The organism is Staphylococcus argenteus, assembly GCF_000236925.1.
In the GTDB taxonomy this organism is placed as follows: domain Bacteria; phylum Bacillota; class Bacilli; order Staphylococcales; family Staphylococcaceae; genus Staphylococcus; species Staphylococcus argenteus.
The window spans coordinates 1,538,375-1,552,875 of sequence record NC_016941.1 but is presented as its reverse complement, the minus strand read 5'-3'; the positions used below and the strand labels follow the sequence as shown (position 1 = coordinate 1,552,875).

The 14,501-nt window shown below is 29.8% G+C and carries 20 protein-coding genes and 1 riboswitch; all 20 genes read left to right on the top strand.

Annotated features, from left to right (window positions below):
* Positions 1 to 24: 24 nt before the first annotated feature.
* The 20 genes from SAMSHR1132_RS07310 to gcvT all read left to right on the top strand — a co-directional run bounded on the left by SAMSHR1132_RS07310 (position 25) and on the right by gcvT (position 14,490).
* On the top strand, positions 25 to 888 hold the full coding sequence (locus tag SAMSHR1132_RS07310) for a metal ABC transporter permease (protein WP_000564321.1): 864 nt from the start codon (positions 25 to 27) through the stop codon (positions 886 to 888).
* On the top strand, positions 875 to 1,285 hold the full coding sequence (locus tag SAMSHR1132_RS07305) for a Fur family transcriptional regulator (protein WP_001095262.1): 411 nt from the start codon (positions 875 to 877) through the stop codon (positions 1,283 to 1,285). Before SAMSHR1132_RS07310 ends, SAMSHR1132_RS07305 begins: the two co-directional genes overlap by 14 nt.
* A 280-nt stretch (positions 1,286 to 1,565) precedes the next feature.
* On the top strand, positions 1,566 to 2,165 hold the full coding sequence (locus tag SAMSHR1132_RS07300) for a superoxide dismutase (RefSeq protein WP_000863553.1): 600 nt from the start codon (positions 1,566 to 1,568) through the stop codon (positions 2,163 to 2,165).
* 120 nt (positions 2,166 to 2,285) lie between these two features.
* Positions 2,286 to 4,361: a peptidoglycan D,D-transpeptidase FtsI family protein gene (locus SAMSHR1132_RS07295; RefSeq protein WP_000919756.1), complete on the top strand. Its 2,076-nt coding sequence runs from the start codon at positions 2,286 to 2,288 to the stop codon at positions 4,359 to 4,361.
* Positions 4,362 to 4,472: 111 nt separating this feature from the next.
* Positions 4,473 to 4,622: a 50S ribosomal protein L33 gene (gene rpmG / locus SAMSHR1132_RS07290; protein WP_001265709.1), complete on the top strand. Its 150-nt coding sequence runs from the start codon at positions 4,473 to 4,475 to the stop codon at positions 4,620 to 4,622.
* A gap of 211 nt (positions 4,623 to 4,833) precedes the next feature.
* Positions 4,834 to 5,373 (top strand): 5-formyltetrahydrofolate cyclo-ligase, encoded by a 540-nt coding sequence (locus SAMSHR1132_RS07285; protein ID WP_096001342.1) that lies wholly within the window; start codon positions 4,834 to 4,836, stop codon positions 5,371 to 5,373.
* 11 nt (positions 5,374 to 5,384) lie between these two features.
* The gene (locus SAMSHR1132_RS07280) at positions 5,385 to 6,848 is read left to right on the top strand and encodes a rhomboid family protein (RefSeq protein ID WP_001017853.1); all 1,464 of its coding nucleotides are present in this window, start codon (positions 5,385 to 5,387) and stop codon (positions 6,846 to 6,848) included.
* A complete protein-coding gene (locus SAMSHR1132_RS07275; protein WP_000087563.1) occupies positions 6,829 to 7,029 on the top strand; it encodes a YqgQ family protein in 201 nt (66 codons plus the stop codon). Before SAMSHR1132_RS07280 ends, SAMSHR1132_RS07275 begins: the two co-directional genes overlap by 20 nt.
* Positions 7,029 to 8,015, top strand: coding sequence for an ROK family glucokinase (locus SAMSHR1132_RS07270; protein ID WP_000161316.1), 987 nt, complete (start codon positions 7,029 to 7,031; stop codon positions 8,013 to 8,015). Before SAMSHR1132_RS07275 ends, SAMSHR1132_RS07270 begins: the two co-directional genes overlap by 1 nt.
* Complete coding sequence (locus tag SAMSHR1132_RS07265) at positions 8,015 to 8,344, top strand: MTH1187 family thiamine-binding protein (protein ID WP_001018874.1); 330 nt, start codon at positions 8,015 to 8,017, stop codon at positions 8,342 to 8,344. Before SAMSHR1132_RS07270 ends, SAMSHR1132_RS07265 begins: the two co-directional genes overlap by 1 nt.
* Positions 8,341 to 8,964, top strand: coding sequence for an MBL fold metallo-hydrolase (locus tag SAMSHR1132_RS07260; RefSeq protein WP_001222932.1), 624 nt, complete (start codon positions 8,341 to 8,343; stop codon positions 8,962 to 8,964). Before SAMSHR1132_RS07265 ends, SAMSHR1132_RS07260 begins: the two co-directional genes overlap by 4 nt.
* A 51-nt stretch (positions 8,965 to 9,015) precedes the next feature.
* A complete protein-coding gene (comGA, locus tag SAMSHR1132_RS07255) occupies positions 9,016 to 9,990 on the top strand; it encodes a competence type IV pilus ATPase ComGA (RefSeq protein WP_000697234.1) in 975 nt (324 codons plus the stop codon).
* On the top strand, positions 9,962 to 11,032 hold the full coding sequence (gene comGB, locus SAMSHR1132_RS07250) for a competence type IV pilus assembly protein ComGB (RefSeq protein WP_000868162.1): 1,071 nt from the start codon (positions 9,962 to 9,964) through the stop codon (positions 11,030 to 11,032). The genes comGA and comGB overlap by 29 nt, the downstream gene beginning before the upstream one ends.
* A 14-nt stretch (positions 11,033 to 11,046) precedes the next feature.
* Positions 11,047 to 11,358: a competence type IV pilus major pilin ComGC gene (gene comGC, locus SAMSHR1132_RS07245; protein WP_000921699.1), complete on the top strand. Its 312-nt coding sequence runs from the start codon at positions 11,047 to 11,049 to the stop codon at positions 11,356 to 11,358.
* Positions 11,336 to 11,782: a competence type IV pilus minor pilin ComGD gene (gene comGD / locus SAMSHR1132_RS07240; RefSeq protein ID WP_072467207.1), complete on the top strand. Its 447-nt coding sequence runs from the start codon at positions 11,336 to 11,338 to the stop codon at positions 11,780 to 11,782. The genes comGC and comGD overlap by 23 nt, the downstream gene beginning before the upstream one ends.
* Positions 11,769 to 12,068 carry a hypothetical protein gene (locus SAMSHR1132_RS07235; protein WP_000800819.1) on the top strand — a complete coding sequence of 100 codons (300 nt, stop codon included), beginning with the start codon at positions 11,769 to 11,771 and terminating at the stop codon, positions 12,066 to 12,068. The genes comGD and SAMSHR1132_RS07235 overlap by 14 nt, the downstream gene beginning before the upstream one ends.
* A complete protein-coding gene (locus tag SAMSHR1132_RS07230) occupies positions 11,986 to 12,483 on the top strand; it encodes a competence type IV pilus minor pilin ComGF (RefSeq protein WP_072467206.1) in 498 nt (165 codons plus the stop codon). The genes SAMSHR1132_RS07235 and SAMSHR1132_RS07230 overlap by 83 nt, the downstream gene beginning before the upstream one ends.
* Positions 12,484 to 12,581: 98 nt before the next feature.
* Positions 12,582 to 12,731, top strand: coding sequence for a hypothetical protein (locus SAMSHR1132_RS07225; protein WP_072324192.1), 150 nt, complete (start codon positions 12,582 to 12,584; stop codon positions 12,729 to 12,731).
* Positions 12,718 to 13,242 (top strand): shikimate kinase, encoded by a 525-nt coding sequence (locus SAMSHR1132_RS07220; protein ID WP_000422579.1) that lies wholly within the window; start codon positions 12,718 to 12,720, stop codon positions 13,240 to 13,242. Before SAMSHR1132_RS07225 ends, SAMSHR1132_RS07220 begins: the two co-directional genes overlap by 14 nt.
* Positions 13,229 to 13,325: riboswitch (glycine riboswitch) on the top strand. It overlaps the preceding gene by 14 nt.
* A gap of 73 nt (positions 13,326 to 13,398) precedes the next feature.
* On the top strand, positions 13,399 to 14,490 hold the full coding sequence (gene gcvT / locus SAMSHR1132_RS07215; RefSeq protein WP_000093342.1) for a glycine cleavage system aminomethyltransferase GcvT: 1,092 nt from the start codon (positions 13,399 to 13,401) through the stop codon (positions 14,488 to 14,490).
* Positions 14,491 to 14,501: the final 11 nt, after the last annotated feature.

The window sequence follows — 14,501 nt, the reverse complement described above, 5'->3', positions numbered from 1 at the left end:
ATAAAATGGAAAGGCGTGTCAAAATTGATAGATGCATTACTAAATTTTGATTTTATGAGGTACTCTTTAATAAGTGGTATCTTGATAGGTTTCATTGCGCCTTTAATTGGTGCTTTTATCGTTGTAAGGCGACTTTCGCTTATCGCTGATGCATTAAGCCATGTAACATTAGGTGGAATATCATTTGGTATGTTTTTATTAACTGTAATGCCGACACTTGTTTTTATTAATCCGATGTGGTTTGGTATATTATTTGCAATTGTTGGTGCATTGTTAATTGAAAAATTAAGAACGTCATATTCAGCATACCAAGAAATAGCAATTCCAATTATTATGAGTGCTGGTATTGCATTGAGCGCAATTTTCATATCGTTAGCTGATGGATTTAATCAAGAAATTGTAGGATTATTGTTTGGTTCTATTAGTGCAGTGAATATAAGTGATTTAACTACGATTATTATTATAGCAATTATCGTTGTGCTGTTTCTTATTCTGTTCTATAAAGAACTGTTTATATTGTCATTTGATGAAGAATACAGTAAAGTCATCGGCATTCCAAAATGGATTCAGTTTTTATTTATTGTTATTGTAGCAATGGTTATTTCAGCCTCAATGCGTGTAGTAGGGATATTGCTAGTGAGTGCGTTAATCACATTACCAATAGCAATAAGTATGCGATTAACTAAAAGTTTTAAACAGTTGATATTATTAAGTGTTTTTCTAGGAGAATTATCAGTTATTTTAGGGTTAGTTTTAGCGTTTTATATGGATATTTCTCCGGGTGGGGTAATTGTAGTATTACTAGTTATTATACTCATGATTACAATGACTTATCAGAAAATGCGAATGAAGTTTAAAAAGGGAGCTAATATCAATGAATACAAATGATGCTATTAAAATATTAAAAGAGAACGGTTTGAAATATACAGACAAACGTAAAGATATGTTAGATATTTTCGTTAAAGAAGATAAATATATTAATGCTAAGTATATACAACAAGTTATGGATGAAAATTATCCAGGTATTTCATTTGATACAATATACAGAAATCTACATTTGTTTAAAGATTTAGGGATAATCGAAAATACAGAACTTGATGGTGAAATGAAATTTAGAATTGCGTGTACTAAACATCACCATCATCATTTTATTTGTGAAAAATGTGGAGATACAAAAGTGATAGATTATTGTCCGATTGATCAAATAAAGTTATCACTTCCAGGTGTTAATATTCACAAACATAAACTTGAAGTTTATGGTATATGTGAATCTTGCCAAGACTAATATTATAAATGAGATTTATGTACATTTGGTCAGATAAATGCATAAATCTCATTTTTATTTTTATTGAAAAATGTAGAGAAGTTTTAAAATCATACTCCGTTCGTATGATTTATGGTAATTATGTTAACTTTTTTGAAGTAAAATGTTTAATTATTTTTGATTTGAGTTATATTAAGTAAGTAGACACAATAATAAGTAGCTAAATATAAGCAAATTCTTTGTTGAAGCATTTTCTGCTTGTTATTATTTACTTACAGACATTTTAGGAGGATGATTATTTATGGCTTTTGAATTACCAAAATTACCATACGCATTTGATGCATTAGAACCACATTTTGACAAAGAAACTATGGAAATCCACCATGACAGACATCATAACACTTATGTTACGAAATTAAATGCAGCAGTCGAAGGTACAGATTTAGAATCTAAATCTATCGAAGAAATCGTTGCTAATTTAGACAGTGTACCAGCTGATATTCAAACAGCTGTACGTAACAATGGTGGTGGACACTTAAACCATTCATTATTCTGGGAATTACTATCACCAAACTCAGAAGAAAAAGGTACTGTAGTAGAAAAAATTAAAGAACAATGGGGTTCTTTAGATGAATTCAAAAAAGAATTTGCTGACAAAGCAGCTGCACGCTTTGGTTCAGGTTGGGCTTGGTTAGTAGTTAATAATGGCCAGTTAGAAATCGTTACTACACCAAATCAAGATAACCCATTAACAGAAGGTAAAACTCCAATTTTAGGATTAGACGTATGGGAACACGCTTATTACCTAAAATATCAAAACAAACGTCCTGATTATATCGGCGCATTTTGGAATGTTGTTAACTGGGAAAAAGTTGACGAATTATACAATGCTACAAAATAATTAGTAATAACTATTTCGGTCTCTCTAACGAGACCGTTATTTTTTTGTCAAAAAGATAGAAATAATTTTGAAATTCATATATCATTTAAAGTGAAAGACTTTGAATAGAGGTAGGTAGTTTTGTTAAAAAGACTAAAAGAAAAATCAAATGATGAAATCGTTCAAAATACAATTAATAAAAGAATCAATTTTATATTTGGTGTAATTGTATTTATTTTTGCAGTACTAGTACTACGCTTAGGTTATTTACAAATTGCACAAGGCTCTCATTACAAACAAATCATTAAAAATGATGAAAATATTACTGTAAATGAGTCTGTGCCAAGAGGTCGTATTTTAGATAGAAACGGAAAAGTTTTAGTAGATAATGCGTCTAAAATGGCTATTACATATACTCGCGGTCGTAAAACAACGCAATCAGAAATGTTAGATACGGCTGAAAAGTTATCAAAGCTTATTAAGATGGATACGAAGAAAATTACAGAAAGAGATAAAAAGGATTTTTGGATTCAATTACATCCTAAAAAAGCGAAAGCCCTGATGACAAAAGAACAATCAATGCTAGCTGATGGCAGTATTAAGCAAGACCAATATGATAAACAACTATTATCAAAAATTGGAAAATCACAACTTGATGAACTATCATCAAAGGATTTACAAGTGTTAGCAATTTATCGTGAAATGAATGCAGGTACTGTATTAGATCCACAAATGATAAAAAATGAAGATGTTAGTGAAAAAGAATATGCAGCAGTTTCACAACAACTTTCAAAGTTGCCAGGAGTAAATACTGCTATGGATTGGGATAGAAAATATCCTTATGGAGATACATTAAGAGGTATATTTGGAGATGTTTCTACACCATCAGAAGGTATTCCAAAAGAATTAACGGAACAATATTTATCTAAAGGTTATTCTCGAAATGATCGTGTTGGGAAATCATATTTAGAATACCAGTATGAAGATGTATTACGTGGTAAGAAAAAAGAGATGAAATATACGACGGATAAATCTGGTAAAGTGACATCATCTGAAGTGTTAAATCCAGGTGCTCGTGGTCAAGACTTAAAATTAACAATAGATATTGATTTACAAAAAGAGGTAGAAGCTCTACTTGATAAACAAATTAAGAAACTTCGAAGTCAAGGCGCTAAAGATATGGATAATGCGATGATTGTTGTTCAAAATCCTAAAAATGGGGATATACTTGCTTTGGCAGGAAAACAAATTAATAAAAATGGTAAAATGACTGATTATGATATTGGTACATTTACATCCCAATTTGCAGTCGGATCTTCTGTAAAAGGTGGTACTTTATTAGCTGGTTATCAAAATAAAGCAATTAAAGTTGGGGAGACAATGGTCGATGAACCATTACATTTCCAAGGTGGTTTGACTAAACGATCTTACTTTAATAAAAACGGTCATGTTTCAATTAATGATAAACAAGCATTAATGCATTCATCTAACGTATATATGTTTAAAACAGCACTGAAGTTAGCTGGTGATCCATATTATTCTGGTATGCCTTTACCTTCAGATATAAGTTCTCCTGCACAGAAATTAAGAAAGGGTCTTAACCAAGTAGGTTTAGGTGTTAAAACAGGCATCGATTTACCAAATGAGACACGCGGACAAATTGAACCATTAACTAATAATCCGGGTAATTATCTTGATTTATCAATTGGTCAGTATGATACTTATACACCATTACAATTGGCGCAATATGTTTCAACGATTGCAAATGATGGATATCGAATTCAACCGCATATTGGTTTAACAATTCATGAATCAACTAATAAAGATGAAGTTGGTCCGCTTAAAAAGAAAATCACTGGAAATGTTTTGAATAAAGTTAATAATACCGAAAAAGAAATCAAACAGGTTCAAGAAGGTTTTAAAATGGCATTTAATGAAAAAGATGGTACAGGTTATGTAAGCTTTAAAGATACTGTTGTACCAACTGCTGGTAAAACTGGTACGGCCGAGGTATTCCAAAATGGGGAACCAAGAGTTAACTCAACATATATTGGATATGCTCCGATTGATGATCCGAAACTAGCATTTTCAATTGTCTATACAAATCAACCCGTACCACCACCATGGTTAACTGGTGGAGACCTAGGTAGAGATGTAATTAATTATTATTTCAAACAGCTTGGTAAAGATGATAAAGATAAAGACAAAGATAAATAAAGCTTAATGACTACTAGATATGCACATGGTTGTAAAATTTTAACTTTGCAAATATTATAGATGTTGGTATAATAATAAAGTCGTATTTAGAAATGATAAGGAGGAAGAACCATGCGCGTAAACGTAACATTAGCTTGTACGGAATGTGGTGACAGAAACTACATTACAACTAAAAACAAAAGAAATAACCCAGAACGTGTTGAAATGAAAAAGTTCTGTTCACGTGAAAACAAACAAACTTTACACCGTGAAACTAAATAATCATTGAATTTTAAATTTAAATAACAATAAAAAAGGTGAAATCTCAATTAAACGAGGTTTCACCTTTTTATTTGTACTTTGTGACAACGTATTAGATTAATTAAATGAATTATGTAAATAATTTTAGAATTGTCGCATAATTCAATAGGACAACTTAATGACATGAATAGTTATAAACGATATAATAGTAATGAATAAAGTGGGTGATGATGTGACTAAAAAAGAGATTAGGCAAACAATTTTACATAAAATGAAAAACTTTAATAAAAATGAAAAGCAAAAGGCCGACACATGGCTAGCTAATAATTTTTTTGAAACAAGTGAATATAAAGAGGCAAAGTCAATTGCATTGTTTCTTGCATTCAAACATGAGGTTGATACTTTCTCAATCATTTCGCATGCCTTAAAACAACATAAACGTGTTTTTGTACCAGAAATGGATTATTCAAATCGTCAAATGACTTTTAAAGAAATATTTAATCTAGACGACATTGAAGTTGATAACAAGGGGATTTATTTTTCGACTTCAGAAGGTGAAATTACAAACGCCTTGGATTTAGTTGTTGTGCCTGGTGTTGGTTTTCAAAATGATGGATATAGGATAGGGTACGGTGGTGGCTATTATGATAAATTTTTAGCTGAATACCAGACGAAGACAATAAGCTTACTATATGATTTTCAATTAACATCTTTTGAACCAGAATCATTTGATCAAGCAGTCGATAAACTGATTATATATAAATCAGCATAGTGGAGGACTAAATGAACATAGACAAACAATTTTGGAAGACAATTTATTATTGGATTAGGTATTTAAATTTCGATATCGTCAGTAGGGAGAAAGATGACCAAGAAATTTGGTTAGCACATAAAAGAAAAAAACAAATAGTTATTTTTAAGCAACACATAAATTCTACTCAGGAAATGCGCTTCGATAAAGCGAAAGTTCTAGATCATAAAAAAGAAATCGCTGAATTTATATCTTTTGAACCACAAAGTTTTGAATTTTACTATTTTACAGAAGCGTCATTCTCAGAAGAACAATTAAATGAAGTTGCGCCGATTAAAATTAAATTTAATATTATAAGAAACACTAATGATTTAATTAAGCAAATGCCGAATTTTATTTTAGCTAAAATGATTTCTGAAGATAATGATAAAAAAACATATATGTTTTATAAACGTAAAGTATTAACTGATAATTTTTTAGATAAATATATGCAGAAGTTTTCACCGGCAACATACATGTTAATATTTGTTAATGTCTTAATATGGTTATGTATGATTTTATATTTAAATAATTTTTCTGATGTAAAACTATTAGATGTTGGCGGACTTGTGCATTTTAATGTCGTGCATGGTGAATGGTATAGAATTATAACATCTATGTTTTTACATTTTAGTTTCGAACATATACTTATGAATATGCTTTCGTTGTTTATTTTTGGTAAAATAGTCGAAGCAATTATTGGTTCATGGAGAATGCTAGGTATTTATTTTATAGCAGGATTATTTGGTAACTTTGTATCCTTATCGTTCAATACGACAACCATATCTGTTGGTGCAAGTGGCGCGATATTTGGATTAATTGGGGCAATTTTTGCGATGATGTATGTTTCTAAAACATTTAATAAAAAAATGTTAGGACAGTTAATGATAGCATTAGTAATCTTGATTGGTGTGTCATTATTTATGTCCAATATCAATATCGTAGCACATATTGGTGGTTTCGTAGGTGGTTTATTAATAACATTAATTGGCTATTACTTTAATGTAAATCGTAAACTATTTTGGATTTTACTTATAGCATTGTTAGTTATATTTATAGCTCTTCAAATTAGAATATTTACAATTAAAGAAGATAATATTTATAATAAGCTAATTAAGGATGATATGCTTAATGGTAATTATGATAATGCCCAAAATATTGTTAAACAAACAATTAATAAAAACTATGCAGACGATCAGACTTATTACTTAAGTGGCATGATTATGGCAACTCAAAACTCTAAATCTGAAGGCATGACTGAATGGGAGAGAGGACTTAGAATGTTTCCTAAATCTGGAATTTTAAATTTTGAGTTAGCAATTGCAAATCGTTCATTAAATGATGATGGAAAAGCATTAAAATATGTGCGTAAAGCATTGAATACAGATCCTAAAAATACAGATTATATTAACTTAGAAAAAGAGTTGACTAAATCACATGAGTCGAAAAATAAATAACTTTTATGATGTGCAACAATTATTGAAAAGTTACGGATTTCTGATATATTTTAAAAATCCACAAGATATGTATGAAATGATTCAGCAAGAAATTTCATCACTATATCAATATGAACTTATATCCAAGGAAGAATATTTGAAATGTACGTTGATAATTAATCAGAGAAGGAATGAACAGTAATGACAAAAATTATTTTAGCAGCTGATGTAGGCGGAACAACTTGTAAATTAGGGATTTTTACACCTGAATTAGAACAATTACATAAATGGTCAATCCACACAGATACAACTGATAGTACAGGGTATACACTATTAAAAGGTATCTATGATTCATTTGTTGAACAAGTTGATGCCAATAATTATGACTTTTCTAACGTGCTAGGCGTAGGAATAGGTGTGCCAGGTCCAGTTGACTTTGAAAATGGCACAGTTAACGGCGCAGTTAATTTATACTGGCCAGGAAAAGTAAATGTGCGTGAAATATTTGAACAGTTTGTTGAGTGTCCAGTTTTTGTAGATAATGACGCAAACATTGCTGCTTTAGGAGAAAAACATAAAGGTGCTGGTGAAGGTGCTGATGATGTTGTAGCAATTACACTTGGAACAGGTCTAGGTGGAGGTATCATTTCAAATGGTGAAATCGTTCATGGACATAATGGTTCTGGTGCAGAAATCGGACATTTTAGAGCTGATTTTGATCAACGATTCAAATGTAATTGTGGCCGTTCTGGCTGCATTGAAACGGTTGCATCTGCTACAGGTGTTGTCAATTTAGTTAATTTCTACTATCCAAAATTAACTTTTAGATCTTCAATTTTAGAATTAATTAAAGAGAATAAAGTTACGGCTAAAGCTGTTTTCGATGCTGCTAAAGCGGGAGATCAGTTCTGTATTTTTATAACTGAAAAAGTAGCAAACTATATTGGATATTTATGTAGTATTATTAGTGTAACTAGTAACCCTAAATACATTGTACTTGGCGGAGGGATGTCGACGGCAGGACCTATTTTAATTGAAAATATTAAAACGGAATATCATAATTTAACATTTAAACCGGCACAATTTGAAACTGAAATCGTACAAGCAAAGTTAGGTAACGATGCTGGCATTACTGGTGCAGCAGGTTTAATTAAAACATATGTATTAGATAAAGAGGGGGTAAAATAATGGCTATTGTTGATGTAGTTGTTATTCCAGTTGGAACTGAAGGTCCAAGTGTTAGTAAATATATTGCTGATATTCAAAGAAAACTTCAAGAGTATAAAGATATGGGAAAAATTGATTTTCAATTAACTCCTATGAATACATTAATCGAAGGCGAATTAAGCGATTTACTAGAGGTTGTCCAGGCTATTCATGAATTACCGTTTGATAAAGGTTTGAGTAGAGTTTGTACTAATATACGAATTGATGATCGACGTGACAAGTCTAGACAGATGAATGATAAAATTACATCAGTACAAAAACATTTAAAAAATAGTGGTGAAAACGCATGAGAATATCAAACTTAACATTAGGGTTTGTTGACACAAATACGTATTTCATCGAAAATGATAAAGCTGTTATTTTAGTAGATCCATCAAGCGAAAGTGATAAAATCATTAAAAAATTAAATCAAATTAATAAACCTTTGAAAGCAATATTACTTACACATGCTCACTTTGATCATATTGGTGCTATTGACGATATCGTTGAACGTTATAATGTGCCAGTATACATGCATGAATCAGAGTTTGATTTTTTAAAGGATCCAGTTAAAAACGGCGCAGATAAATTTAAACAGTATGGACTACCAGTTATTACGAGTAAAGTAAATCCAGAAAAGCTCGATGAAGGCAATGTAGAAATCTCAGGGTTTAAGTTTAATGTATTACACACTCCTGGACATTCACCAGGAAGTTTAACATATGTATTCGATGAGTTTGCTGTTGTTGGGGATACATTATTTAATAATGGTATTGGTCGTACCGATTTATATAAAGGGGATTACGAAACATTAGTTGATTCCATTCAAGATAAAATTTTTGAATTAGAAGATGATCTACCTTTATTTCCTGGACATGGACCATACACGACAGTTGAAAATGAACAATTAAATCCATTTTTACATGGATAAAATAGAGTAATAAAAACACCTTCTACGTGAATATATGTAGGAGGTATTTTTATGAAGATATTATTTCAAGAGATAATCAACAAAGCGATAGTAATGAAAGCGAGTGATGTCCATTTTATTCCTGTTCATAATGAAGTGAGTATTAAATTTCGTATAAATGACAATTTGGAACAGTATGAAGAAATTGGAAATAGTATTTATCAAAAGCTATTAGTTTATATGAAATTTCAAGCTGGTCTCGATGTATCTACGCAACAAGTTGCTCAGAGTGGTCGTTATAGCTACCATTTTAATAAAATTTATTTTTTAAGAATTTCAACATTGCCATTATCACTTGGTCAAGAAAGTTGTGTGATAAGAATAGTTCCTCAATATTTTAAACAAACTAAATCAACATATAAATTTAATGATTTTAAACATTTAATGAATAAGAAACAAGGCTTATTGTTATTTAGTGGTCCGACGGGTTCAGGTAAAAGTACTTTAATGTATCAAATGGTCTCATACGCTAACAAAGCGTTAAACTTAAATGTTATATCTATTGAAGACCCAGTAGAAATGCAAATTCCTGGAATAGTTCAAATAAACGTAAATGAAAAAGCGGGGATTAACTATGTCAATTCATTTAAAGCGATATTAAGGTGTGACCCAGATGTTATTCTTATAGGGGAAATTAGAGATAAAGAAGTAGCTAAATGTGTCATCCAAGCAAGTTTAAGTGGTCATCTAGTACTCACTACCTTACATGCAACAGATTGTAAAGGTGCAATTTTAAGATTACTAGAAATGGGGATTTCAGTACAAGAACTAATACAAGCAACTAATTTAATTATAAATCAAAGACTTGTTACTACAATTAAACAGCAACGACAATTAGTGTGTGAAATTTTATCACAACAACAACTTCAGTATTTCTTCTCGCATAATCATTCACTACCTACCTCATTTAAAAAACTAGAAACAAAGCTTGATGATATGACAAAAGCAGGTGTCATTTGTGAAAGTACAATGGATACGTATATTTAAAAAATATTCTAAGAAACAACAATTAAACAAAGCACAACAAATAGAGTTAATTGTAAATTTAAAGAATTTACTACAATATGGGTTCACATTATATCAAAGCTTTCAGTTTCTAAACCTTCAAATTAAATATAAAGATAAAGAACTATCGTCAAAAATTCTTAGCGAAATTTCAAATGGTGCATCGTGTAGCAAAATACTAGCCATGTTAGGCTATAGTGATACTATAGTAATGCAAATTTACTTAGCAGAAAGGTTTGGTAATATTGTAGATATCTTAGATGAAACAGTGAAATTTATGAAAATAAATAGAAAATCCGAGCAAAGATTATTAAAAACTTTGCAATATCCCTTAGTGTTAGTTTCAGTATTTATAGGAATGATTATGATGTTGAATATCACTGTTATTCCACAATTCCAACAACTATATACTTCAATGAATATTAAATTATCAACATTTAAAAAAGCACTTTCCTTTTTTATCTCAAGTTTACCCTCATTAATTTTAATAACAATTTTTCTTATTTTAATTTTAACCACCTCAATAAAATTAATTTATAACAGGCTAACGATGTTATATAAAATCAACTTTATGATGAAGATGCCAATTTTATCCAGTTATTATAAGTTGTTCAAAACATATTTTGTTACAAATGAATTAGTTTTATTCTATAAAAATGGTATTACACTCCAATCTATCGTTGATGTTTATATCAATCATAGTAGTGATCCATTCAGACAATTTTTAGGTGAATATTTATTAACATATTCAGAAAAAGGACATGGGTTACCAGAAATTTTATCAAATTTAAAGTGCTTTAAACCACAATTGATAAAGTTTATACAGCAAGGTGAAAAAAGAGGGAAATTAGAAGTTGAGCTTAGATTATACTCTCAAATTTTAGTGAAACAAATTGAAGATAAAGCGATTCGTCAAACTCAATTTATACAACCAATTTTATTTTTAATCTTAGGGCTTTTTATTGTTGCAATTTATTTAGTAATAATGCTACCAATGTTCCAAATGATGCAAAGTATTAATTAGTGGAGGTTTAATATATGTTGAAAGTTATTAAAAAAGCTAAAGCATTTACTTTAATAGAAATGCTATTAGTTCTATTAATTATAAGTTTATTATTAATTTTAATTATTCCAAATATCGCGAAACAAACAGCGCATATCCAATCTACTGGATGTAATGCACAAGTTAAAATGGTTAATAGTCAAATTGAAGCTTATGCATTGAAACACAATAGAAATCCTTCTTCAATTGATGAATTAGTAGCTGATGGCTTTATTAAAGAGGCGCAAAAAACATGTAAATCTGGTGAAACAATATCGATTAGTAATGGAGAAGCTATTGCAAATTAGAAAACAACAAGCATTTACACTTATTGAAATGGTTGTTGTAATGATGATTGTTAGTTGTTTTCTTCTATTGACTATGACATCAAATAGTTTAAAAGATTTCAAAGTTATCAATGATGAATCGAATATCATTTCATTAATTACTGAATTGAATTATATTAAATCAAAGGCAATTGCTAATCAAAGTTTTATTAATGTAAGATTTTATGAAAATAGTGACACAATTAAAGTAGTTGAGAAAAATAAGATCTATTATTTAAAGTTAAAAGTTGGAAAAATAATTAATGTTGCGAAAGTGGATTCGATTTATTTTGATAAACATGGAAACATTAATAAGTTTGGGAGCATTTCGATTGAAAAAAACAACAAGGTTTATAGAATAATATTTCATATTGAAAAAGGAAGAATTCGTTATGAAAAATTATAAGCTCAAAGCATCATTCTTTTTAGATAGCATGGCAGCAGTTATGTTAGTAGGATTAATCTGTTTAGTTTTAATACCAATGATGAATCAAATGCGTATGAATTTCTATATTGAAGTAAAAAGTATAGATGCAGCAAAGACTATTCTAACTGCGGCTTCCACAAATAGTAAAAATGAGCTAAAAAAAGGAGTTAAAATTGGAGAATATGTTATTAAGTTGGATGATAAGCAAATTTGTGCAATTACAAATGAAAATTCTTCAAAATTTAAAGAATGTATTCAATATTAAAGTTAAGGCTTTTTCGTTAATTGAAATGATATTAGCAATGATGGCTATAAGTATTATTTTGCTAATTGTACCTGACACGATAAAAATAAGTAAGACGTTTTTAAATGAGAGCAAAGATTTAACGAGTGTTGATTTTGAATTCTTTGCAAGAGACTTAATTGATGATTTTAAAAAAATAGATAAAAAACAAATTGAAATCAAACCTCATAATATCCTTATCAATAAAACAAACGAGCAAATTGAGTATAAATTTTTGAATAATAAAATTATCAAAACAGTTAATGATAAGGGGAATATAACGATGTTAAATAATGTTCTGTCTTTTTCAATTAATAAAGATCAAAATGCTACTTTGCGAATATCAATATCATTAAAAGAAGGTGAATTAATACGCAAGAAAATATTATTTGTTTAAGTTGCTCTGTTAACTGTTGTTAAAAATTGATAAAGGTTGTGAATGAAACAATAAAATATTATAGATTACAACAAAACGGCTATGTTACACCATTTTTATTGATGCTTACTGCAATTTATTTTGCGATTTTCACTTTTTATATTAGTCAGTATAGTTTAAAATTAAAGACATTACATAATTTAGAAAGTGACTATAAAAATAAGATTGTTATGCTTTTGAAAGAAGGGGAAGGACATGGAGCTAAATAGAGCACCAATTATATTAATTGGTTTCATGGGTAGTGGTAAGTCAACAATTGGTAAATATGTTGCAGAAAAACAAAATTTGAATTTTGTTGATCTTGATTTATATATTGAAGACAAACAAAAATTAACAATTCCAGAAATCTTTAATCAGAATGATGAACGTTATTTTAGGGAACTTGAATTTAAATATTTACAAGAGTGTGTTAATAATGCTGATATTATTGCTACGGGTGGAGGTATCATTGAAAGTAATGATGCGTTCAATTATTTGAAAAATCAAAAAAATATTATATGGTTAGATTGTGAAATCGAAATATTATTCAGCAGAATAAATCATGATCCACATCGTCCGAATGCTAGCAATAAGACATTAGAGCAATTAAATGACTTGTATTGCTCTCGGTTTTTAAGATATAATGAAATCGCATTCAAGAAATTAGATAGTAATCTACTATCAATTTCAGAAATATATTATGAATTGCTAAATTTAATAAATGCGAGTGATCAGTATTAGAGAGAATAGAGCAGTTAGACTCTATCGCCGAAGGTGCAAGTAATTATTACGAAACTCTCAGGCAAAAGGATAATACTGTAACGCGTTCCTGAATTGGTGATTTATAAACAGGGTAGCAAAAGCTATCCTGTTTTTTAATTTTAAGGGGGTATTTCAATGTCAAGTGATTTAAAACAAACACCGTTATATCAAAATTATGTTGATAGAGGTGCTAAAATTGTAGAATTCGGTGGATGGGCTATGCCTGTTCAGTTTTCAAGTATTAAAGAAGAGCATAATGCTGTTCGTTACGAAATTGGCCTTTTTGATGTAAGTCATATGGGTGAAATTGAAGTGACAGGTAAAGATGCTAGCCAGTTTGTACAATTTTTATTATCAAACGATACTGATAATTTAACTTCTTCTAAGGCGTTATATACTGCGTTATGTAATGAAGAAGGTGGCATCATTGATGATTTAGTAATATACAAATTAGCTGAAGACAAATATTTATTAGTTGTCAATGCTGCTAATACCGAAAAAGACTATAATTGGATTTTAAAACATAAAGACCAATTTGACGTTGAAGTTCAAAATGTATCAAATCAATATGGTCAATTAGCGATACAAGGACCAAAAGCAAGAAACTTAATTAATGATTTAGTAGATGTTGATGTCACTGAAATGGGTATGTTCGAATTCAAAAAAGATATTCAATTATTTGGGACAAACGTCATTTTATCTCAATCTGGATATACTGGAGAAGATGGTTTCGAAATTTATTGTGATATTAATGATACAGAAAAAATTTGGGATGGATTATTAGAGTATAATGTATTGCCGTGTGGATTAGGTGCTCGAGATACATTAAGATTAGAAGCTGGATTGCCACTACATGGTCAAGATTTAACTGAATCAATTACGCCTTATGAGGGTGGTATCGCATTTGCGAGTAAACCGCTTATTGAAGCTGACTTTATTGGTAAATCAGTTTTAAAAGATCAAAAAGAGAATGGTGCCCCTAGAAGAACGGTGGGATTAGAATTACTTGAAAAAGGAATTGCAAGAACTGGTTATGAAGTCATGGATTTAGATGGCAATATTATTGGCGAAGTAACTTCAGGTACTCAATCACCATCATCAGGTAAATCAATTGCTCTAGCAATGATAAAAAGAGATGAATTTGAAATGGGTAGAGAATTACTTGTTCAAGTTCGTAAGCGTCAATTAAAAGCGAAAATTGTTAAGAAAAATCAAATTGATAAATAATTAAAAGGGGT